The sequence below is a fragment of the Chryseobacterium carnipullorum genome (assembly GCF_003815695.1).
Taxonomy (GTDB): Bacteria; Bacteroidota; Bacteroidia; order Flavobacteriales; family Weeksellaceae; genus Chryseobacterium; species Chryseobacterium carnipullorum.
Genome location: NZ_CP033920.1, coordinates 1,782,081 through 1,803,858, shown reverse-complemented (window position 1 = coordinate 1,803,858; position 21,778 = coordinate 1,782,081). Strand labels below are relative to the sequence as shown.

The following is a 21,778-nucleotide window of genomic DNA, read 5'->3' as shown; positions in this document are numbered from 1 at the left end:
GATGCGTTCCCAAGGGCCTTTTTAAGGATATCAAGTCCTTTAGAGCGTACGGTTTAGGGTAAAATTCAGCCTCAATAAAATAGATCATATAGAATTTTTCATCAATTATTATAGATGTAAAACATATAGAAGCGATAAAAAAGCAGAATAGGAAACCCTATTCTGCTCTGCTTTGATTTTTTAATTCTATTGTTTGATTATTTTCACCATCTTTTCAGAATCATTAATTCTTATTAAATAGATTCCTGAGGTAAGAGTGGAAAGATCTGTTTTTCCGTTTTCAAACTTCCCTTTCCTCACCATTTGTCCTGACATATTGTACACCTGATAGTAATAGCCATTTTCTTCCGGCGCATTGATACGAAGAATATCTTTTACAGGGTTTGGAAAGAAAGAAATACTATTTTGAACTACTTTTTCTTTTACCTCCGCACTGCTTAGGATCTCAGCCTGTTTACCTGAAGCCAATACGGCAACCTGCAACTCCGGAATCGGGCCTGCTTCATTTCCTCCGGCATCATATTTCACTCTCACACATCGGCAGCTTGTTCCCAGATACGGATCATTATTATCATTGAAAGCGATAAAACGGTTGGCTGTAGCTGCTGCATCAAATAGGACATTGATTGATCTTCCCAGATAGTTCGCTGCCAACGCTCCTGTCCACACCCCCGGATACTGAAAGTTAACCGTATTAAAAGTTCCCTGTGGAGATTGATTGGCAAGAACACTTCTGAACCCGCGAGATCCTGAGTCCGGAAAATTCCCAACGATATATGACGGACCTACAAACATATAACCTATCGTAGAAGTCGTTGAAGGATTTCTTACCCTAAACCCTGAGTAGTCTGCCGACACACTATAAAAAGTAGCTACATTTTTATCTTTTTTATACCAGGGCGACTGTCCAAAATCCTGATTAGATATTAACGCTGCAGTTGTAATATCCGGAATTCTCCATCCTTCAGGACAAGGATCAAAAGGTGATTTTTTCCCTCCTCGCCCCCATCTGTCAGGAGCAAGATTAGGCTCATCAGCCAGCCAGTCCGTTCCATTGGTATAATTAGGTATTGTACTGTTATATGGAGCAAAAGAACTGGGAATCATATATACCAGAGGATTTTTTACTGAATAGGACAATACTTTGGCAATTTTATCTGCCGGTCTGTCTGCAATCTGCACATTCGAAGCAGCTGCATAGGCATTGTAAGGAACAATATAACTCCCTGACATATTATTGTAGATAGCCGGCGTAAGGGTGCTGTATGCAATCGTTCCACTGTCTGTTGCGGATCCTAAAAACACATTAAAAGAAGCCTTATTATCGGCATATTGAAATGTAGGAATCGGATCTTTTCTTCCCCATTGGTAGTGGAGTCCTGTGGAAGCTCTTATTTTTGCCAGTTCTGCAGTTGTAGGGGTAAGTGCATTGGCCACCATAGGAAATGTTTCTACTGCTCCCAGGTTCCTGTCCATAAATTCTGTCTGGAGTACAACATCAGCTTTACTTACATAGTTCACATAATTTACAGCATCCGCTACCGGAGCTTCAGTTGTATAAGTAAAGGATCCAATCGAAGAATCTGTTATCCAGATATGCCAGCTCCAGTATACCGGGGAAGCAATACTCCCATTATGGAGTGTTACTACAGCATTCCCACTTTGGTTCGGCGTGATCTCAACTGAAATTTTGGTATCACCAATAGCCTGGAGTGATGAAGGAGAAGGATTAACGACTGAAATTCTGTTTATTAAAGCTGTATTGGTGGTCCATAGTACATTTGCTTTTAGATTATTAAAACTTGAAGGATTAAGTATTTCCTGATTATTTAAAAGTTGACTCTGTACCGAAAACGCTTTACTTACAGGAATTTGTATGGTGTAAGGCTGTGTATTTTTAATAGACTGATACGTATTGGGATTGTACATTCCCTCTCTGTATTCCATAGGAGGAGCAAGATATTCAGAAGGAAAATCATAGCGGTCTACAATATAAAGCGGATCTTTAATACACCGGCATCCATTGGCTTCGGATGTATACATTCCTGACATCGGCATATAAAAATATCTACCTTTGATAGCAGGATAATTAGGATCCGGAATATCGGGCTGCCCTTTGTCCGGAATCATATAAAGCCCTCTGACACTTACAGCCGGAGAAGCATCAAAGTGTCGGGCCATCGTCGCGGTCCATAAGGCAGTATGGTGTTGATCGGTGTACTGTCCCAGATGGGCATTTCGGATCAACTGTCCTGTTCCTGGAAAAATACCCATATTATTTCCTCCTACATTCGAAAGATCGAATCCCAGGTTCGGATAGATACGAAATCCCGTCATGAATGCGGGAGTTCCTGTATCATTTGGTTTTATAATATGGTATTTATTTGTTTCGAAAACATTTTTAGCCATGTTGGTTCTGACACCGAAAGGAGAAAAATCGATCCTTATATCATCAATGTAGGACTGTGAGCCTAAATTGGCCACAAGCATGGATGGTATTCTCCATCCGTTTGGGCATGGATCGTAAGGGGATTTGTCTCTGTAAGGCCGGGCCTGACTATCATTATTGTACCCTGTGCTGATGGTCCCCACAGAATTGTCGGACCAAAGATTAAGTTCTGACAGCCTGTTATCCGGAAGATTAGCTGAACGGCCAAACCAGTTGACAGGAAGATTCAGGTTGTTGTTGTAATATGCCTGTCCACTGTTGTCATCTTTATTCACATAGATTAGGCTCAGGGGATTCTTTACTGAAATCCTCATATTATTACCTATCTCGGCGTTTGCAAGGGAAACAAGTCTCGTCAGATTATCAATACTTATGGCGCCGTTAAAATTTTTCGCTCCCCTATGCCTTACTCTCCCTACCGATCCGGACACCTCATAAAAGTCATTTCCTCTTGTTACCAAAGGTGGAATAGGATCTTTTCTACCCCACTGATAAAGAAGTCCAATGCTTCTGTTCCAGTCCGAAGAAGTAATGGAACTGCTTAAAGCTCCCAGATTACGGTCCATCCACTGCCAATCGGAATCAGGAATTGGCTCAACCGTCCCATCTGTTTTCATTCTTGTGATACTGTCAAAACTTTTATAAACAGATCCTTTAGTAGGATCATCCGTCACCCAGATATGCCAGCTCCAATAGATCTCGTTATTGACTCTCATAACAATAACAGCATTTCCCTTTTTGGTTTTATTGATTGGAACTTTTATTTTGGCATTCTGATCAGAATCCATAATCTCCAGCGAGTAGCCGGGCCCTGATTTAATCAATCCATGGGTATCTTCCCACAACACATCTGCTGTTACCGGGCCGGCTGGAATTCCGCCGTCCTTGATGTATTTATCTTCCTTCCACATAGCGTAAGCTTTTCTTACCGGGACCAGAAGACCTTCACCGCTTTGGATGGGGTCAAAAACATAACTATTAGGAGCTTTGGTCCAATCCGGGACTACCTCTACTCTGCTATTTGGACTAACTAAAGTATCACTCCTCAACATTGCTCTCTCTGCAAATCTGGATGAAGTCGGAATTTCATTTAATTCCCTACTATTCATCGAATAGGTACCCATCGACACTAAGCAAAAAATTGCCGCAAAATTTTTAACTAAATTTTTCATATTCTTGAACTTGTGTGCAATTACTTAGAAATACAATTTTCAAACCCTTATTGTCAATAAAAAATTGATAATATAAATATCATTGATTTTATTTTACAAAGATATTAATTATATCATGAATAAATCATTAATAAATCATTATATACATATAAATAAATCTCTAACTAAACACTAATAAGCGGATGGCTTTTTTCAAATAATCTTTAAACAAAGAATTTCCAAAACAAAAAAAAGACAGCCAAAAAGCTGTCTTTTAAATTATATAAAGAATAAATAGTTTCTTAAGGAAGAATATGATTTCTATAAAGTTCAATGGTAAATCTTCCAATTTTTATATTATTAAAAGAAGAGAAAACGACAAAATTAAAAATAACAAGTGCAATGATAAACGCGTAAATCATTTTTTTGACGCCACTTGATACTACGTACATTGTATTAGGAATCAGCACGTACGAAAACCCAATAAATGCACCAACAAGTCTGGAGGAGAAAACCGGATTGTTTCTGAATATAAAATAAAAGCATATCCCGATAACGGCGTAGCATCTGTGATATTCATAATAGGGGTATAACTCTTTCATTTTGTTATCGAAAACAAAAAGGAAGAAGGTAAGGATCATCATCATCGCCTCAGGAATTCCGAAGCCACCATTCAGTCTTTCAACAGACTCTTCCATGTAGCCATTCAAACCTGCCACCAAAACATTATCCGAGGCCATGCCATTTAAAAAATCTCCGAAAACCCTGTATACCTCAAAGGGCGAAAGAAATATCGAGATGATGATCAGAATCAGCATTGCTGCTTTGCTTAAAGGAATACGGGCCAGCCAATACATAGGAAGAAACAAATAACTCACGGTATGGATCCCGGATGCGATGAATATAAAGAAGAGATAGTGCCAAAGTTTCCGCTGTTTGATATACCGTATCGCAAAGTAAACAATAAATGTTCCCAGATTCTGTCTGATCTGCCCACTTTCTCCTACAAAAAAATAGGGAACAAACATGAACAAAGTGAAAGTAAAAGGATAAAAAGTATTGTCTTCAGTATACTCTATCTTAAAAAAGATAGCACAGATAGCCATCACCAAAGTAAGGACATAAAAAGGAGCATTGAAAACTCCTAACAATATTTTATTAATCAAGGTGTACAGCCATTCTACATCGAGCTGCTCCGGGCCTTCCATATGAAGCATCTTCATAAATATACTGGTGTAACTTTTCGTATCAGAATAAATGTACAATCCACGATAACTTCCGTAATCAGGCCCTACATTATCTCTGAAACCAACCAATAGAATAAGGTAGATTCCTAAAAACCAAAACCATTTTTTATCTACTTTTTTTCCAAAAACTTCCTGTACACTGAAAAAAAACATGTAGGCGATCGCAACTATAAAATAGGGGTGTAATATACTCATGCTAGTCTACTATTTTTTTAAACTGTTGCAATCTGCACAGAGAAGATCCAGACCTGTAATAAGGTATCGCATACAGTGGAAAAGGGAATACTATGGTCCATAGAAATCCGTTTATTTTTTCATCATTTTTTTTCAACATATCTAAAACAGATTCTTATTTCTTTAATAATAATATTGATTTAAAATATATTTTTGAGAGGGAACTTTTGCAAAAGTAGATTATTTTTTTATTCTGCCTAGAATATTTTGTTGATTTTCAGACAAAACTTATAAGATAAATGTTTTGAACTACTACCGAAAAAATTAAATTTGCAGACTTGATTTCACAATATAATGCATCGTTTTTTTATATTTTTATATTATCTGATCTCTAAAAACAGGATTATTTCTGCAATTATTGCTTTAGGAATAGCCTTATTATGCGGATTTTTTGCTTCAAAAATTAATTTTGAAGAGGATATCAACCAGATCATCCCTAAGAATGAAAAATCAGATCTTACAGCCAAAGTTCTTCAACAACTCAATTTTTCTGATAAGATCATTGTGATTATTGAAAATAAATCCGATGAAGAGAGCTTTCTTCTTTCTGAAACAGCCGATACTTTTTTGCAAAAGATAGAGCCTCTTAAAAAACACATTGGTTCCGTACAGGGAAAAGTAAACGATAGTGAGATTTCAGAAACGTTTGATTTTGTCAACCAGAATCTCCCTCTTTTTCTTGATGAAAACGATTATAAGGAAATTGAACATAAACTTCAAAAAGACAGCATTTCAAAACAGGTAGAGAATAATTATGTTTCACTGGTTTCACCAACGAGCCTTGTGATGAAAGATTTCATCAAAAAAGATCCGCTTGGAATTACCTACTTAGGAATCAAAAAATTAAATGCTTTAAATATCAGCAAAGACTTTAAGCTTGAAGACAGTTATATTGTCACAAAGGACGGCAAAAATCTTCTCCTTTTTATTGATCCTGAAAAGAAGAGTAATGACACTAAAGGTAATGAAGCCTTTATTAACCAGCTCAATGAGATCAAAGACCATATCAATACACAGTTCAAAGGAAAAACGGAACTCAGTTATTTCGGTTCACCCGTTATTGCAGTAGCCAATGCACAGCAGATCAAAAAGGACATCCAAAACACAGTTATGATCTCCATGACCGTTCTCCTAGTCCTGCTGATTTATTATTTCAGAAACTTTTTCACCCCTATTATTGTATTCCTCCCGACTGTATTTTCAGTTTTACTGGCTCTCCTGATCCTTTATTTTATCAAAGATAAAATCTCTGCTATTTCTCTAAGCGTGGGAGCTATCCTTATCGGAATTACGATTGATTATGCTTTGCATATTCTTACGCATTATAAGCATAACAATAATATAGAAGAGCTTTATAAAGAAATTACACAACCCATCGTGCTGAGCAGCGCCACGACTGCCGTATCTTTTCTGTGTCTGGTATTTGTCCGCTCTGAAGCTTTGAAGGATCTTGGTCTTTTCGCTGCTATTACTGTTATTTTATCGTCCGTTACCGCATTAATCATTGTGCCTCAACTTTACAAGCCAAAGCAGAAGGAAGAGCATCACAACACCAATTTTATTGACAGGATAGGATCTTACCCGTATGAAAAAAACAAACCTCTGATTATTGGCTGTTCGGTCATTATCATTGCCTGTATTTTTGGTTTCAGGCACGTGGGATTCAATGAAGATATAGGTGCTCTTAATTTTATTCCGAAAGAATTAAAAATAAGTGAAGCAAAACTGCAGAAGCTTTCTGACATCACTTCAAAATCTATTTATACCATTTCTTACGGAAATTCGGAAGAAGAGGCACTGACAAGAAATTCCCGTCTGAGTAATTTCCTGGAGAAAGAGAAGGAAGAAGGAAAGATCCTTAGCTACAGTTCACTCGGAAACGTTGTCCTGTCTGAAAAAGATCAGAAACAAAGAATTGAGGTATGGAATCAATTCTGGGATGCCGGTAAAAAAAGCAGAACTGTTTCAGAACTGGTGAACAGCGGTACTCAATTTGGGTTCAACAGCAGTGCTTTTGACAATTTCAATGAAGTTTTAAATAAAAATTATACAGCCTTAAGTCTTAAGGACTATGAGAAAGTAAAAGCATTACAGATCTCCGAGTTTCTGAGCCATGAAAAGGGATTTTATACAGTCTCCAATGTGGTAAAAGTAGATGAAAAGAAAAGAGATGCTTTCATAAGGGATGTTGAAAAGAATCATGATGCACTGGCCATCGACCGCCAACAGATGAATGAAAACTTTTTGGGGCTTCTGAAGAGAGATTTCAGTACCTTGATTAATTATTCCCTTTTGGCTATCGTATTGACCATTATTGTTTTTTTCAGGAATTTTGAACTTACCGTTCTTACCATGTTTCCCATTGTTCTCACGGGTGTGGTAACGGCCGGAATCCTGTATTTTCTCGGACTGGAATTAAATATTTTCAGTACCGTAGTCTGTACCCTGGTTTTCGGAGTGGGAGATGACTTCAGCATATTCCTTACCAAAGCTATGCAAAAGGAACATACGACCGGGAAAAATGAACTTCCCACGTACAGAACCTCAATTATTCTGGCTGTTTTCACAACGATATTGTCTATCGGTTCCTTGATTTTCGCCAAACATCCTGCTTTACATTCATTAGCATTGGTTGCCCTGATCGGGATGTTTTCTGTCATTATCATTACCTCTACCCTATATCCTTTCTGGTTTAGATTACTGATCACAAACAGGGCAAAGAAAGGTTTATCGCCTGTTACCTTCCGACTATTCATTAGATCTGTTATTTGCTTCTTTTATTATGGACTGGGTGGATTTATTTTTTCGCTGATCGGAAGCCTCTTTGTCAAAAGATCGAAAGGGAGAACTTTAGATATCATTAAATTAATTTTAGCTAAATTTTTAACATCAGTACTTTATACTACTCCTTTTGTACGAAAAAGAGTAATAAGAAATCCGTCAGAAGATTTTAGTAAACCTGCCGTGATTATTGCCAATCACACTTCATTTCTGGATACCCTGGCAATCTCTATGGCTACCCATAAGATTATATATTTGGTCAATGACTGGGTGTATGAGTCTCCTGTTTTTGGAAAACTGGTAAGGGCTTTGGGCTTTTATCCTGTGTCGCAGGGAATAGAGAATGGTATGGAAAAGCTGAAAGAAAAAATTGATCAGGGATATTCTCTGGTTGTTTTCCCGGAAGCCGAACGTTCTTATACGAATGATGTAAAAAGATTCCACAAAGGAGCATTTTATTTGGCTGAACAATTTGGATTGGATATTCTACCACTATATATTCACGGAAATTCTGAAGTACTGCCAAAAGGGGATTTTATTATTTACGACGGAAGCATCACGGTGAAAGTAGGAGAAAGAATTCGCAAAGAGGATTTAAGTTTTGGACAAAACTATTCCGAAAGAACGAAAAAAATCAATGCTTATTTCAGACAGAAATTTGCAGGGCTGAGAAGTGAACTGGAAGATGAAAATTACTTTAAGAAAAAATTGTTCTTTAGCTATTTATTTAAGGATCATGAAGTAGTAAAGGAAGTCAGGGATGATTTTAATGCCAACAAATCTGTTTATTTCGAATTAAACAAACATATTCCTAAAGATGCCACTATTCTGCATATGGCCGATGATTTCGGACAAAAAGATATATTGCTGACTCTTTACCAGGCAGAAAGAAGAATTTTTTCATTCATCAGGAATGAAGAAAGAAGGCAAACCGCTATGCAAACGTATCTTGTAAAAAGAAGAAAACTGCATTACATCAATACTATTTCTGATATCCATAAGAGTATCGATATCCTTTTGGTTTCAGATCATAGCTTTGACCTCAATACACTAGAGAAACTTCCGGGTACCATCATCTTCCTGAATACCGCCGGTACAGAGATGACTCATTCAGATTATTCCCTAGAATTTAATTCAAATACAATAAAAATATTCAAAAAACACTAAATAAATATGAAAAGCATATTTTTGTAAACGCTAAAGAATATTAATGAAAAAGAATATACTCGTAATCTACTATTCTCAGACCGGACAGCTGGAAGATATTGTAAAAAATATGGCCCAACCTTTTGAATCTAAAAAGGAGGAATATAACGTTACCTACTACAATATCCAGCTAAAGGAAGATTTTCCTTTCCCATGGCCGGGTGATGTTTTCTTCAATACATTCCCTGAATCCTACCTTCAGATCCCGAAAGAGATCTTTCCCCCTTCTGAAGAAATTCTGGGTAAAAAGTATGACCTCATCTTATTCGGATATCAGGTATGGTATCTTACCCCATCCATCCCTATCATTTCATTTTTAAAGAGTGGTTTTGCGGAAAAAATAATGAAAGGCACAGATGTGGTTACGATTTCGGGAACCAGAAATATGTGGATGCTTTCTCAGGAGAAACTGAAAGTACATTTAAGAGATCTGGGAGCAAAACTGGTAGGAAATATTGCTTTAGTAGACAGGCACGACAACTATACAAGTGTACTCACCATCTTGCGCTGGCTGACGACAGGAAAGAAAGAAAAATCAGGAATGCTTCCTGCTGCCGGGATCTCAGATGAAGAAATTTCAGGATCTTCAAAGTATGGCACTATTATAGAGAAACATCTCAGCAGCGGAAACCTGTCTGGCCTTCAGCCTGATCTGGTACAAAACGGAGCTGTAGAGATCCGTCCTTTTCTGGTAAGAGTAGAAAAAGTAGGAAACAAGATCTTCACTGTATGGTCTAATCTGATTATCAAGAAAAAAGAGAAGCGCCCATTGCTGATAAAATTCTTTAAGGTATATTTGATGGCCGCGATATGGATTATCTCACCTATCGTCTTAGTTTTACACTTACTGACAACCCCCATATTTTGGTTTAAAAGACAAAAACAGAAAACATATTTACAAGGAATTAATTTAAAATAGAATGTACGACGTATTTATAACAAAAGCATCAACATATTTACCTAATAACCCGGTATCAAATGATGAAATGGAGACTTATCTTGGTCTGATAAATGACGCTCCTTCTAAAGCAAAATCATTGATTTTAAGAAACAACAAGATCACAACAAGATACTATGCTTTGGATAAAGAAGGAAATCCTACTCATACCAATGCACAGCTGACTGCCAAAGCTGTAGAAGGACTATTCGATGAAAATTTCAAAAAAGAAGATATGAAACTGTTATCTGTAGGAACCACTTCTCCGGATCAGATGCAGCCTTCACATGCTTCCATGGTTCATGGTGAGCTGAATATCGGCAAATCTATTGAAATCAATACTGCTACAGGTCTCTGCAACTCCGGAATGAATGCCCTGAACTACGGATTTCTTTCTGTAAAAGCCGGGGTGAATGAAAATGCGGTATGTGCAGGATCAGAAAGAATGTCTGCATGGATGACAGCAGATAAATTCAACCATGAAGCTGAAAATTTAAAAGCATTGGAAGAAAGACCTATTGTTGCCTTTAAAAGAGAATTCCTGAGATGGATGCTTTCTGATGGTGCAGGTTCTTTCCTTCTTCAAAATAAGCCAAGAGAAAATGGGATCTCTTTAAGAATAGATTTCATCGATTTTTATTCTTACGCTCACGAGATTGAAGCATGTATGTATGCCGGATGTGACAAACAGGAAGACGGAAGCCTGAAATCATGGGCAGATTATCCTTCTGATGAATGGCTGAAACAATCCATCTTTGCCATCAAACAGGACACCAAAATCCTGGACAAATACATCCTGGTAAAAGGAGCCGAAAGCTTAAGATCTTCTTTTGACAAGCATAATCTAGATCCGGAAAAGATTGACCATGTTCTGGCCCACATTTCTTCAGGCTATTTTAAAGATGGTCTTAAAGAAGAATTTGCTAAGAAAGGAATGGATTTCCCTGCAGAAAAGTGGTTCTATAATCTTTCTGAAGTAGGAAACATTGGTGCCGGCTCTATTTTTATCGCATTGGAAGAACTGATGAATTCAGGAAAGCTGAAAAAAGGAGAGCAAGTATTATTGTGTGTTCCTGAAAGTGGAAGATTTGCTTATTCTTGTGCCCTATTAACGGTTTGCTAATGGAGCATCAACTACCCACATCCGACCAAAACTTTGTAGAAAGTCTTATTCCGCAGCGCTTCCCATTTGTCATGGTCCATGAGATCATGGAATATAATGAAGAAAACCTCATATCCGGATTTGAAATCAAAGAAGACAACATCTTTGTGCAGGAGGCTATTTTCCAGGCTTCAGGGCTTATCGAGCATCAGGCGCAGAGTGTTGCTTTACATACCGGCTACAAGTACTATCTTTTAGGAAAAGATGCTCCTACCGGATATATTGGTGCTATCAAGTCCTTTGAAGCAGAAACTCTTCCGGAAACAGGAGACCGCCTGACATCGGAAGTGACAATCCTGAATGAAGTAATGGGAGTAACGCTGGTAGACGTGGTAACCAAACTGAATGGCACCATCATTGCAAAATCCCAAATGAAAACTGCTGTAAAATAACTGTAATGGAAATCAAGGAAGACCTCATCAATATACATCACTTTCTGCCGCACCGTGAGCCCATGCTGATGGCAGATTATATTCTGGAACTGACCAAAGAAAAAGTTGTGACTTCCTTTGAAATAAAAGAAGATAATATCTTTGTCCACAACGATGAATTTGTAGAAGCCGGACTTATTGAAAATCTGGCTCAGACCTGTTCTTCAATTCTCGGACAGAGTTTTTTCGAAAATCCTGAAGCAGATACCAAAGTGATTGGTTTTATTACCAACATCAAAAAAATTGAATTGTTTGCCCTTCCAAAAACAGGCGATAAGATCATTTCAAAAGCCTCGCTGATCTCTCAGTACGAAAATATCTGTACGATCTTTTGCGAAACCTTTAATCAAGGTGAATTGCTGATCAGAGCGGAAATCAATCTGTTTATTCAGGAAGTGAAATCTTAAGAATCAATTGATTTAAAATATTTAAGCCAACCCGAAAAGGTTGGTTTTTTCTTTGAGAGGTAGTAAAGAGAGAAACTGTATAATGAGAAGATACTGAATTAGCAGAATTTCTCAAAGCCACTTTTACTGTTCTTTTACCCAACCTCATAAGACATTGAAATACCACCAGTAATCTCCAGCTTTTCTCCCCAATATTTAATAACCCTTATTTTTCGATATATTTGATGAAAATAAAGTCATGAGTGTAAAAGTAAGATTCTATTCAGATCAGGTTGAATTTGAGTTTGAAAATTCTGTGGAGTTTCCGGTAGCACCGGTAATAGGTGACGAAGTGAATCTTCTTTCATTTTTCAAATACCAGACTTCCGAGAGGATAGAATACTACAATAATATGGAAGACCTTTATCTGTATAATGACGCAGTGGTTTCACAACGTACCTGGTGCAATGATCTTGAAAAGCAAGAAGTCTATTTGCTGGTCAAGCTGAATTACAGACAAAGGAAGTAAAAACCTTTTTAATATTAAATCCAGAAAACAAAAAGCGGAGCATTGCTGCTCCGCTTACAAAATTGGTGTTATCAAAGTTTAGTACCCGAAGATCTCTTCAAGAGATACCTCCTGGAATGTTCCCATTTTATTGATAGATTCCATATTCAGGTTTTCTTTTTTACCGATGATCGCCGTGTTGTATTTTACCGGTTTTACCTCAGTATCATAGAAACTGGTAAGTTGAGGCAAAGTTAATCCCTGAATTTCAGAATAAACATCTTTTCTGATATCATAGTCAACCCCAAGTTTTTTAAGCGCCATTTGGCTAAAGAAAATATTCGTTCTGTTAATTCTGTTTGAAGCAATCTGCTTCAGCGCAGAACCTCTTGAGTTCTCAAACTGTGCCGGAATCTGCGGAAGAGATGCCATAAGGTCACTCATCGCATTAACTGCCAAAGGAAGCTTATTAGCCTGAGTTCCGATATAGTTCGTGATATAATTGGCATGCCCTTTTTCTGTAGCATTCGCGTAAGAAACATAAGCAGAATAAGCCAGTGACTTACTTTCTCTGATCTCCTGGAATACGATAGAAGACAAACCTCTTCCGAAATACTCATTGAAAACATTCGCTTTTCCGAAGTTGCTTACATTCACTTCATTTCCTTTCGCTACTTTAGACATTTCCATCTGAACCATGTCGTAGTTTGTAAAGTATACTTTTCCTTCTGCTGCAGGCTCCTGATATTCTTTAGCTTTTGCAGGCTGAAGGCTCGCTGTTGCAATATAAGGTTTCACCGCTTTCTCCAGACCTGACTGATCCTGTCCGTAAAGCAAAACTTCATAAGGTGATTGGTTCAACGCTTTGATCTTTTTGGTCAATTCTGCCACATCGATGCTTTCAAGACGCTCTTTAGAAACAACATCTGCCATTCTGGAATTTTTTCCATATTTAGCATAGTTCGTCAAAGCATTCATGATTCTTGTCTTATCTTTTTTAGCAGCATCTCTGGATTCCAGAATCGTCTTCACTGTCTTGCTATAAATGTCTTTATCCGCTTTTACATTGGTCAGCCAATGATTCATCAGCTCTACGCCTTTCTTCATATTACTTTCCAATCCGCTTAATGTAATAAAGATCTGGTCATTGGACGTCCTGAAACTGTAAGTGATTCCTAATTTATAGAACTCCCCTTTCAGCTGCTCAGGAGTATATTTATCGGTCCCAAGATATTCGAAAAGGGTTACTGCTATTGAAAGTTCTTTATCATTATCTGTTCCGAAAGGGAAAATATAACTGATCTGGGCCACATCGTTATACTTGTTCTTTACAAAGCTTATTTTTTTATCTTTGATTTGGGAAGTCTGGATTGCAGTCTTATAATCGATAAATTCCGGCTTGCTTTCAGATACTTTGGAAGCTAAAATATCTTTAAGGAATGGGGATTGAGCATCTCTGTTCAGCTTGATCGGAGTAATTCCGGGATTCTGTACACGAACCAGTTTATCATTCACTCCTTTTTCCTTGTAAACGACCACATAATTATCTTTGAAAAATTCATTTGCAAATTTTACAACATCTGCCTTCGTTATTTTTTCATATTGGTTAATATCATCAAGCTCCTGCTCCCAGCTTATTCCGTTGATGTAGGTGCTGTAAAGATTAGTAGCCAGCCCATCTGCAGTCTCCCAGGTCTTCATACGCTGCACCTTCTTATCATTAACGATTGCTTTCAGCATCCAATCCGGGAACTGACCTTTTTTCACTAAATCCAGCTGATCTAATAACAGCTTTTTAGCATCATCAAAACTCTGCCCGTCTTTCGGAGTTACAGACATTGCAAAAGCACCATATGTTTTGAAAGGGGATTCATAAGCTCCTGCACTTTGTACTTTCTGCTTCTGATTAATATTAAGATCAATAAGACCGGCATCACCTCTGTTGCTTAAAACTTCTGCCACCACATCAGCCAACCTCGCGTTCTGAGTTCCATTAGAGTCCGATCTCCAGGCCATCGTCATTCTCGGTGTACTTGGACTTTTTACCGTTCTTGTCACAATGCTTTCCATCGGCTGCTCAGATACCATCTTTTTCATCGGCAGCTCTTTGTATTTGAAAGTTCCAAAATACTGATCTACCATTTTAATGGTCTTATCAAAATCCAGATCTCCTACCAAAACAACAGCCATATTATTAGGCACATAGTACGTATCAAAATATTTATGAATAGCAACCATTGATGGACTCTTCAGGTGTTCTGAAGTTCCTATTGTTGTCTGCTGTCCGTTCGGATGTTTTGGGAAAAGGGCCTCCATCATCGCATAGTTGACAAGACGTCCGTCATTATCCTGAGCTCTGTTGTATTCTTCATATACCGCCTCCAATTCTGTGTGGAAAAGACGTAATACCAATTCTGAAAAACGTTCTTTTTCTACTTTAAGCCATTTTTCAAGCTCATTGGAAGGAATGTTGTTTTTATAAACCGTTTCATCTAACCATGTGTGGGCATTTGTTCCTGTTGCTCCTAATGAAGAGATCGCTTTGTCATATTCATTGGCAATGGCATATTTGGATGCTTCCTGAGAAACCTCATCTATTTTTTTATAGAGTAATTTTTTCTTTTCAGGATCCTTTTCAGCTTTGTGCTGCTCATAAAGGTCAGAGATCTGCTGCAAAAGTACTTTTTCCTTTGCCCAGTCCTGAGTTCCCAAATGAGAAGTTCCCTTGAAAACCATATGTTCCAGGTAGTGAGCCAAACCGGTATTATCACCCGGATCATTATTCGATCCCGTTCTTACCGGAATATAGGTCTGAATTCTTGGCGCATCATCATTTTTAGCCAGATACACTTTCAATCCGTTTTTCAGGGTATAAACCCTCACCCCGGTTTGATCATTTTTCACGGTTTCATAGGTATACCCCTGGCTGTCCGTCACCTTCTGAGTATCAAACTTCTGTGCCATTGCGTGCAACATGCAGAAAAGCGATACAGAAATAAAAAATTTCTTCATAAGTCTTATTTATTTAATCCAAATTTCTAAGAGTTCTATTAGTCTCCATTTACAGCACACTTGTTACAGCAAATTCATTACAAATCTGAGATTAAGATTTTCGGCTTAAAAATTGAATTTACACTCTGACAATACCGATCCGGGTCATTGGGATTTAATATGATTTACATATAATGTATTTTCACTATTTTAGCCAACTCATTAAAAAGGTGATGCATTTTTCATCTTAAAGTAAAAGAATAATACGGTTTACATGAAAAAACAAGACCTGCCTCAGGATGAAAGCAATCTGAAGTCAGCAAACATGACCGAAGTCTTGTATGTGACGGACGAAAACGACAATTACACGACAGCCAACAGCATAGGCTGGGAAGCTAAAAAAGCAGCATTGGAAGAATCTCTGGAGCTTATTCATGAAAGAATTGAAGAGGCAAGAAAGGAGGTTGCCAATAACACGGTAAGTCCCATTATTTATTTCATGGAACTTAATAAAATGGATTTGGGGGTTCTTTCTTCTTATGTCGGAATGTGGCAGTGGAGAGTGAAAAGACATACCAAACCCAAAGTATTCAAAACACTAAGCGAAACCGTACTGAAAAAATATGCCGATGCATTCGGAATTTCAGTGGATGAACTAAAGAACTTTGACGGAAAATAACACGGAAAATGAAGCATACACTTTATGCACAATTTCATTTCGCCAATGAAAAAGATAAAAGCAGCAAATGAAAATTAACTTTGAACACCATCAGACCGCGCATTGCGAAAACGGTGTCGCCTCCAATCTGTTACTCAATAAAGGCTTAAAACTCAGTGAACCCATGATCTTCGGGATCGGCTCCGGATTGTTTTTTGTCTACCTGCCATTTTTGAAAGTTAATTTTGCTCCAGGCTTCAGCTATCGTCCGATGCCCGGTGCTATCTTCAGTAAAGCAGCGAAAAGATTGGGCATTAAAATCAAAAGAGAAAAATTTTCCAACCCTAAAGAGGCACAGTCCGCTTTAGAGCGGAACTTAAATCAGAATATCCCGACAGGACTTCAGGTGGGCGTTTTCAACCTTACCTATTTTCCTGAAGAATATAAATTCCACTTCAATGCCCACAACCTTGTGGTATATGGAAAGGAAGACGGAAAATTCCTGATCAGCGACCCGGTAATGGATTATACAACGTCACTATCCGAGGCCGAGCTGGAAAAAGTAAGATATGCTAAAGGTGCACTTCCGCCAAAAGGACATATGTACTACCCTACTTACATCCCTGAAGAAGTAAACATTGAAGAAGCCATCAAAAAAGGAATCAAGGATACCTGTAAAAATATGCTGGCTCCCGTTCCGCTTATTGGGGTAAAAGCCATGAGATGGGTCGCCAAAAGCATCCCGAAATGGGCTGCAAAGAAAGGCACCAAAGTCACCAATCACTATCTTGGTCAATTGATCAGAATGCAGGAAGAGATTGGGACGGGAGGAGGTGGTTTCAGATTTATTTATGGAGCATTTCTTCAGGAAGCAGCAGTCATTCTCAAAAATGATGAATTAAAGGAATTATCCAAAGAAATCACCGCCATTGGTGATCTGTGGAGAGATTTTGCCGTAGATATTGCCCGTGTTTATAAAAACAGGAATTCAAAAAGTGATATCTACAACAACCTTTCAAAATCTATGCTTCACATTGCTGATCTGGAAGAAGCTTTCTATAAAAAACTGAGAAAAGCGATCTGATATGGCAGAGAATATGATTGAGATTAAAAATCTTTATAAAAAATATAAAAACTCCGAAGAGTTTTCTGTCAATGACATCTCGCTGAATATTGAGAAAAATGAGATCTATGGAATTCTGGGGCCCAATGGCGCCGGAAAAACCACTTTGATTTCCATGCTTTCAGGATTGATAAAACCTACTTCCGGACAATTTACCATCAATGGATTCTCACCCCAGAAGGACAATTTTAAAATCAAACAGATTATCGGAATCGTTCCACAGGAATACGCGCTTTATCCTACCCTTACTGCCAAAGAAAACCTGATGTTTTATGGAAGTCTGTACGGCTTAAAGCATAAGGATCTTAAAAGAACCATCGATGAATCTTTAGAGACCATGGGACTTTCAAAATTTGCAGATAAAAAAGTAGAACAGTTCTCCGGAGGAATGAAACGCCGCTGCAACCTTATCGCAGGAACACTTCACACTCCTAAAGTATTATTTCTTGATGAACCTACTGTAGGTGTTGATGTTCAGTCTAAAAAAGTAATCATCGATTTCTTACAGGAACTGAATAAAAACGGAACGTGTATTATTTACACCTCCCATCACCTTTCCGAGGCAGAAGAATTCTGTACCAAGATCGCTATTATCGACAGAGGAAGAATTCATGCCGTAGGAACACCTGAAGAACTGGTGTCACAGATTACCCACGCTGAAAACCTGGAAGACGTTTTCATTTCATTAACAGGAAAAGAATTAAGAGATGTTGTTGTATAAACTTTGGAGAAGCTTCGTGAAGGAAATCCTTCTTCTGAAGAGAGATATTGGAGGAATAGTCATTATTTTCGTTATGCCGTTGCTGCTTATTGTAACGATTACCTTAATTCAGGATTCTACCTTCAAAAATCTGGAAGGTTCAAAAATCCCGATTATTTTTATTGATAATGACAAGTCTGAGGTATCAAAAAACATAAAAAAAGAACTGGAAACCAGCAAAACATTCCAGTTACTAACGAATTACACGGAACAATCAGCGCAGAATGCCGTATTTTCCGGAGATTACCAGATGGCCATCGTCATTCCAGAAAATTTAACAAAAGATTTAAATTTAAATATTGATTCCAAAGTTCAGACGATCGTAAGTTCATTTGGCCTGGAAGGTGATTCTGCCGTGGTAAAAAAAACCGCACCAAAGGCGAAAGACATTCATCTGTATTTTGACCCTGCTACTAATGCGGGATTCAAAAATTCAGTCATGAATTCAGTGAATAAAATGGTTTTTGAGATCGAAAACAAAAAGATCTATAAAGCATTTCAGGATCAGCTCGGAACTGAAGAAAATCTGGAGGAAAATAAAAGCCTGATCAGTTTCAAAGAGATCACCCCTAAAAAAGGAATCATAGATGTCATGCCGAATTCCGTTCAGCACAACGTTCCTGCATGGACTCTTTTTGCGATCTTTTTTATTGTAGTTCCTTTATCAATCAACCTGGTTAAGGAAAAAAGTCAGGGCACCAGCGTAAGAGCAAGGATCAGTCCTACTCCTTATTTTGTCCATATATTAGGGAAGACATTCACTTATCTGATCATCTGTATCATTCAGTTTTTACTCATGGTGGCAGTGGGAATCTATCTTTTCCCATATATGGATCTGCCTGCTTTCGATGTTTCAGGAAAAATGTTCCAGCTTATTGTGGTGACTTTGTTTTCCGGATTGGCAGCTATAGGATTTGGTGTTTTACTGGGAACTATTGCAGATACTCAGGAACAGTCAGCCCCTTTTGGAGCTACTTCAGTCGTGGTTTTGGCCGCTATCGGAGGAATATGGGTTCCTGTATTTTTAATGCCGGAATTTATGCAGACCGTGGCCAAGTTTTCCCCGATGAACTGGGGACTGAACGCCTACTACGATATTATTTTAAGAAACAGTGGTATTGGAGGTATTGCGAAAGAACTTGCATTCCTGTTCTTATTCTACATTGCCATGGTATCTATTTCTATTTTTTACGAACAAAAACAAAATGCAGTCTAAAGAAAACATATTAACCTGTACGGAAGAAGTAAGGGTAAGGTTCAATGAAACAGATCCGCTGGGTATCGTCTGGCACGGACATTATATCGTGTATTTCGAAGACGGAAGAGAAGCTTTCGGAAGAGAGCACGGCCTTACTTATCTTGATATTCAGAGAGAAGGCTATGTGACACCTATTGTGAAAAGCACCTGTGAACATTTCCTTCCGTTAAAATATGGAGAAACGTTCAGGATTGTTACGACTTTTGTGAATTCCGTATCGGCAAAACTCATCTATACCTACGAACTGTTCAATCAGGAGGATAAACTTGTATGCAGTGGTGAAACCATCCAGGTTTTCTTAGACAGTAGCGGAAGCTTGTGCCTGTATAATCCTGATTTTTTTCAGGCATGGAAAGATAAAATGGGATTGTGATGAAGAAAGAAATTTATATTACAGACTACCACTGCGTCACTCCTTTAGGGTTTGATGTAAGTTCTAACTGGAATCATCTGGTAGAAGGAACATCAGGCGTGGGTCTGCATCAGGTGATAGAAAATCAGGAGGCTTTTTATGCTTCTGTCATTGATACAGACAAACTGGAAAAAGAATTTAAAAACAATTTTGACAGCCAGGATTTTACAAGATTGGAAAAAATGTTTCTTCTCAGTCTTAAACCTCTTATAGAAAAGCATGAAATTTCGGAAGAAACCGCTTTCATATTATCGACCACCAAAGGAAACATCAGCTTGTTAAAAAACCAGACCAAATTGCCTGAAGGTGTTTATCTGTCAAAATTAGCACAGAAGATTGCTGATCATTTTGGGTTTAAAACCAAACCCATTGTGGTTTCCAATGCCTGTGTTTCAGGTGTAATGGCCATTGCGGTTGCTAAAAATATGATCCAGACCGGAAAATATAAAGACGCTTTTGTAATGGCCGGCGATGAGGTTTCAGAGTTTGTTATCTCAGGATTCAATTCTTTCCAGGCCATTGGAACAGAGCCCTGTAAACCTTACGACAAAAACAGGAATGGAATCAACATAGGTGAAGCAGCAGCAGCAATGTATATTACTTCTGCGTTGGATAAAAACGAAAAGTTTAGGTTTAAAATATTGGGAGACTCCGCCGTTAATGATGCCAATCATATTTCCGGACCATCCAGAACAGGAGACGGATTGTATGCCAGCATCAGAAATGCAATGACTGAAGCTCATGTAACCCCAAAGCAGGTTGATTTTATTTCTGCCCACGGAACCGCGACCCTGTATAATGACGAGATGGAAGCGATTGCTTTCAACAGGATGGAACTTCAACATGTTCCGTTAAACAGTATGAAAGGATATTACGGCCACTGTCTCGGAGCATCAGGACTTCTGGAAAGCATTATTTCCATGGAAAGTGCCCGTCACGGACTGCTGATTCCCTCTAAAAATTTTAAAGAAATGGGAGTTTCCCAGCCTTTAAATATTATTCAAGAGAACCAGCCGGCACCGGTTCAATATATTTTAAAAACAGCTTCAGGATTCGGAGGATGCAATGCAGCGATAGTTTTGGAAAAATGTTAAAATGAAAGTGATGAAAAAAACTGACACCTGCACCATAGAACACTCAAAAATAACCGTTAACGGAAATCCTGTTTTTGAAAGCCCAACAGAGACATTTCATGACTTTGCGAAAGAAGCTTATAAAAGTTTAGAACTCAATTATCCCAAATTTCACAAGATGGATCATCTGAGTAAGCTTGCTTTTCTCGCTGCAGAAATGATTTTAAAAGAGGAAGATCACAGCAGAACAGCAGTGGTTCTGGCCAACAGATCATCAAGTCTGGATACAGATTTTAAATACCAGGAAAGCATCAACTCGGAGGAGAATTACTTCCCGAGCCCTGCCGTATTTGTTTACACGTTACCTAACATTTGTGTAGGTGAGATCAGCATTAAACATAAAATGCAAACGGAAAATGCTTTTTTTGTTCTGGATGAATTGGATGAACAATTTTTAAACGATTATGCAGAACAGATCCTGATATCCGGGAAAGCAGAAAAAGTTCTCTGTGGCTGGACAGAACTTTATCAGGAAAATTATAAAGCTTTTGTATATTTGCTAACCCTGTAAAAATGTAACAATATAACAGTGTAGCAATGTAACAATCCTAAAATTGGTAAACTGGTACATTGATACATTGGTAAATTAAATAATTATGGAAAATTTAAAAACAGAATTGAAGCACAAAATTATTGAAGTTCTTAACCTGGAAGATGTTTCTGTAGAAGAGATCAAAGATACCGATCCTTTATTCGGAGGCGGATTGGGTCTTGATTCTATCGATGCTCTTGAGCTTATTGTTCTTTTGGATAAAGATTATGGAATAAAATTAGCCGATCCTAAAAAAGGAAAGGAAATTTTCCAGTCTATCGAAATAATGGCTCAGTTCATTGAGGACAACAGAACGAAATAAGTAAATGTACCAATATAACAGTTTAACAGTCCAGCAATTATTGGTAAATTGTTACACTGATACATTGGTACATTATTACACTGTTATATTAAAATAA

17 protein-coding genes are annotated in these 21,778 nt (G+C 38.0%); 14 read left to right on the top strand and 3 right to left on the bottom strand.

Going from position 1 to position 21,778, the window contains the following annotated elements; genetic code table 11:
• Positions 1–186: 186 nt before the first annotated feature.
• Together EG346_RS08285 and EG346_RS08280 are read right to left on the bottom strand one after the other, a co-directional pair.
• A complete protein-coding gene (locus tag EG346_RS08285) occupies positions 187–3,621 on the bottom strand; it encodes a T9SS type A sorting domain-containing protein (protein ID WP_123877968.1) in 3,435 nt (1,144 codons plus the stop codon).
• Positions 3,622–3,902: 281 nt separating this feature from the next.
• Complete coding sequence (locus EG346_RS08280; RefSeq protein WP_073335687.1) at positions 3,903–5,042, bottom strand: EpsG family protein; 1,140 nt, start codon at positions 5,040–5,042, stop codon at positions 3,903–3,905.
• Between the two features lie 333 nt (positions 5,043–5,375).
• Between EG346_RS08280 and EG346_RS08275 the strand changes: the two genes are divergently transcribed.
• The 6 genes from EG346_RS08275 to EG346_RS08250 all read left to right on the top strand — a co-directional run bounded on the left by EG346_RS08275 (position 5,376) and on the right by EG346_RS08250 (position 12,513).
• The gene (locus EG346_RS08275) at positions 5,376–9,029 is read left to right on the top strand and encodes an MMPL family transporter (protein WP_123877966.1); all 3,654 of its coding nucleotides are present in this window, start codon (positions 5,376–5,378) and stop codon (positions 9,027–9,029) included.
• A gap of 43 nt (positions 9,030–9,072) precedes the next feature.
• Entirely contained in the window at positions 9,073–9,987 is a 915-nt protein-coding gene (locus EG346_RS08270; RefSeq protein ID WP_073335689.1) for a hypothetical protein, read from the top strand.
• A 1-nt stretch (position 9,988) separates the two neighbouring features.
• Positions 9,989–11,128: a dialkylresorcinol biosynthesis protein DarB gene (locus EG346_RS08265; protein WP_073335690.1), complete on the top strand. Its 1,140-nt coding sequence runs from the start codon at positions 9,989–9,991 to the stop codon at positions 11,126–11,128.
• Entirely contained in the window at positions 11,128–11,559 is a 432-nt protein-coding gene (locus EG346_RS08260; protein WP_123877964.1) for a hotdog family protein, read from the top strand. The genes EG346_RS08265 and EG346_RS08260 overlap by 1 nt, the downstream gene beginning before the upstream one ends.
• A gap of 5 nt (positions 11,560–11,564) precedes the next feature.
• A complete protein-coding gene (locus tag EG346_RS08255; protein ID WP_073335692.1) occupies positions 11,565–12,005 on the top strand; it encodes a hotdog family protein in 441 nt (146 codons plus the stop codon).
• Positions 12,006–12,243: 238 nt separating this feature from the next.
• Positions 12,244–12,513, top strand: coding sequence for a hypothetical protein (locus EG346_RS08250; RefSeq protein WP_073335693.1), 270 nt, complete (start codon positions 12,244–12,246; stop codon positions 12,511–12,513).
• 78 nt (positions 12,514–12,591) lie between these two features.
• On the opposite strand, the gene EG346_RS08245 is transcribed toward EG346_RS08250, so the two are convergent.
• On the bottom strand, positions 12,592–15,504 hold the full coding sequence (locus tag EG346_RS08245) for a M16 family metallopeptidase (RefSeq protein WP_123877962.1): 2,913 nt from the start codon (positions 15,502–15,504) through the stop codon (positions 12,592–12,594).
• Positions 15,505–15,757: 253 nt separating this feature from the next.
• Between EG346_RS08245 and EG346_RS08240 the strand changes: the two genes are divergently transcribed.
• The 8 genes from EG346_RS08240 to EG346_RS08205 all read left to right on the top strand — a co-directional run bounded on the left by EG346_RS08240 (position 15,758) and on the right by EG346_RS08205 (position 21,681).
• The gene (locus tag EG346_RS08240) at positions 15,758–16,162 is read left to right on the top strand and encodes a flexirubin biosynthesis protein DarG (RefSeq protein ID WP_073335712.1); all 405 of its coding nucleotides are present in this window, start codon (positions 15,758–15,760) and stop codon (positions 16,160–16,162) included.
• Between the two features lie 67 nt (positions 16,163–16,229).
• Complete coding sequence (locus EG346_RS08235) at positions 16,230–17,225, top strand: BtrH-related acyltransferase DarH (protein ID WP_073335714.1); 996 nt, start codon at positions 16,230–16,232, stop codon at positions 17,223–17,225.
• A gap of 1 nt (position 17,226) precedes the next feature.
• Positions 17,227–17,985, top strand: coding sequence for an ABC transporter ATP-binding protein (locus EG346_RS08230; RefSeq protein WP_073335716.1), 759 nt, complete (start codon positions 17,227–17,229; stop codon positions 17,983–17,985).
• Positions 17,972–19,240, top strand: a complete 1,269-nt coding sequence (locus EG346_RS08225; protein ID WP_073335718.1) for an ABC transporter permease — start codon at positions 17,972–17,974, stop codon at positions 19,238–19,240. Before EG346_RS08230 ends, EG346_RS08225 begins: the two co-directional genes overlap by 14 nt.
• Positions 19,230–19,655 carry an acyl-CoA thioesterase gene (locus tag EG346_RS08220; RefSeq protein WP_073335720.1) on the top strand — a complete coding sequence of 142 codons (426 nt, stop codon included), beginning with the start codon at positions 19,230–19,232 and terminating at the stop codon, positions 19,653–19,655. The genes EG346_RS08225 and EG346_RS08220 overlap by 11 nt, the downstream gene beginning before the upstream one ends.
• Positions 19,655–20,788, top strand: a complete 1,134-nt coding sequence (locus tag EG346_RS08215) for a beta-ketoacyl synthase N-terminal-like domain-containing protein (protein WP_123877960.1) — start codon at positions 19,655–19,657, stop codon at positions 20,786–20,788. The genes EG346_RS08220 and EG346_RS08215 overlap by 1 nt, the downstream gene beginning before the upstream one ends.
• Before the next feature lie 10 nt (positions 20,789–20,798).
• The gene (locus tag EG346_RS08210; protein ID WP_123877958.1) at positions 20,799–21,338 is read left to right on the top strand and encodes a 3-oxoacyl-ACP synthase; all 540 of its coding nucleotides are present in this window, start codon (positions 20,799–20,801) and stop codon (positions 21,336–21,338) included.
• 85 nt (positions 21,339–21,423) lie between these two features.
• Positions 21,424–21,681: an ApeE family acyl carrier protein gene (locus tag EG346_RS08205; protein WP_073335724.1), complete on the top strand. Its 258-nt coding sequence runs from the start codon at positions 21,424–21,426 to the stop codon at positions 21,679–21,681.
• Positions 21,682–21,778 lie beyond the last annotated feature (97 nt).